1 protein-coding gene is annotated in these 1,491 nt (G+C 31.3%); it reads right to left on the reverse strand.

All coding sequences use genetic code 11. The annotated features are described in order from the left end of the window. Positions 1 to 57: 57 nt before the first annotated feature. Positions 58 to 1,415 (reverse strand): IS3 family transposase gene (locus tag QHG34_RS15815; protein ID WP_407080922.1). Its coding sequence is split into 2 segments (ribosomal slippage): positions 58 to 1,077 and positions 1,080 to 1,415, totalling 1,356 coding nucleotides; the frame shifts between segments, so codons are not numbered across the junction. Positions 1,416 to 1,491: the final 76 nt, after the last annotated feature.

The raw sequence follows: 1,491 nt of genomic DNA on the forward strand, positions 1-1,491 counted from the left end.
TGTATGTTGTCAAAATAAATGAGACACCTCTTGCTAAAAATTAAGAGAGTGTTTGGTTTATAAATTTATTATTTTTTCTTGATAATACAATTGCCTTCTTTTTGCAATTGTTTGTTGTTTAATAATTGCTCTTTGTTCTAAAATTTTATCTGCTCGACCAAAATACACATCCGAAGGCGTAAGATTATTCAAAGCCTCATGATACCTGCAATTGTTGTAGTTTTCTACAAACTTATTCAAGGCTTCAATCAGCTCATCAGGATGGTAATAGTGATCTAATTTCACTACATTTTTCATCGTTCTGTGATACCTTTCGATTTTCCCTTGGGTTTGTGGATGTAGTGGTTTACCTCTAACATGCTCCATTTTTTGCGTATTTTTCAAGTAATCTTTTAATTCACTTGACACATAACAAGGGCCATTATCTGATAGTAATTTTGGTTTCTGTTTCGCTTTTAATTTAGCTTTTTCAATCGCTGTTTTTACAGTTCTTTTTACGTCTTCTGCCTTCATCGAACTACATAATTCCCAATGAATAATATATCGGCTGTAATCGTCTAAAATCGTGCTTAAATAATACCATCCCCATCCTATAATTTTAAAATAAGTGAAATCAGTCTGCCACATTTGATGAACAAAATTGGTTTTATCTTTAAATTCGTTTGCTGCTGAAATTAAAATATGATTAGGTGATGGAATTAAATCTCTCTGCTTCAATATTCGATAAACACTCGATTCTGAAATATAAATTCCTAATTCATCGGTCATTTTACAAGCCAATTCTCTAGCAGATAATTCAGGATAATCCAACGCTAATTCTACAATTAAATCCTTCTGAGAATCAGGTATACTATTCCATTTTCGATGGGTTGAATAATTTTTTGATTCTAAACCTTCAAATCCATTCTCTAAATAATTTGAATACCATTTATAGAAGGTACTCCGTGCAATTCCGAACTCCTCTAAAGTACGTTTAACTCCAATTTCAGAGCGAGTTACAATCTGTATAATTTCGTGTTTTTCACTTGCTGATAATCGCATATATTTCTTGAATTTTGTTTTTAATCCAACGAGTTCAAGGTTTTTTTTACGATATCATAACGTACAACCAAATCAGCTACAATCTCTTTTAAACGCTGGTTTTCTTTACGTAATTCACTTACATCGTCACTTGTAGCTTCTCGAGTAATATCTCCAGACAATCGCTTTTTACCAGCTTCTAGAAATTCTTTATTCCACTTATAAAATTGAGATTGACTAATACTATATTTTCTACAAAGTTCAGCTATCGAAGTTTCTGCTCGTAAAGCTTCCATTACAATTAAAATCTTTTGTTCCGCTGTAAATATTCGTCTCGTATTTTGACGAATATCTTTTACATATTTCTCTGGAGTTGATTTTTTGGATGTTGCCATAATTAAAGTTAATGATTTTAAAAACACTACCTTAAATTTTAGGTCTTAGATGTCCACTTTTTGCTGAAAATTTACA

This window comes from Empedobacter sedimenti (assembly GCF_030005555.1).
Classification (GTDB): domain Bacteria; phylum Bacteroidota; class Bacteroidia; order Flavobacteriales; family Weeksellaceae; genus Empedobacter; species Empedobacter sedimenti.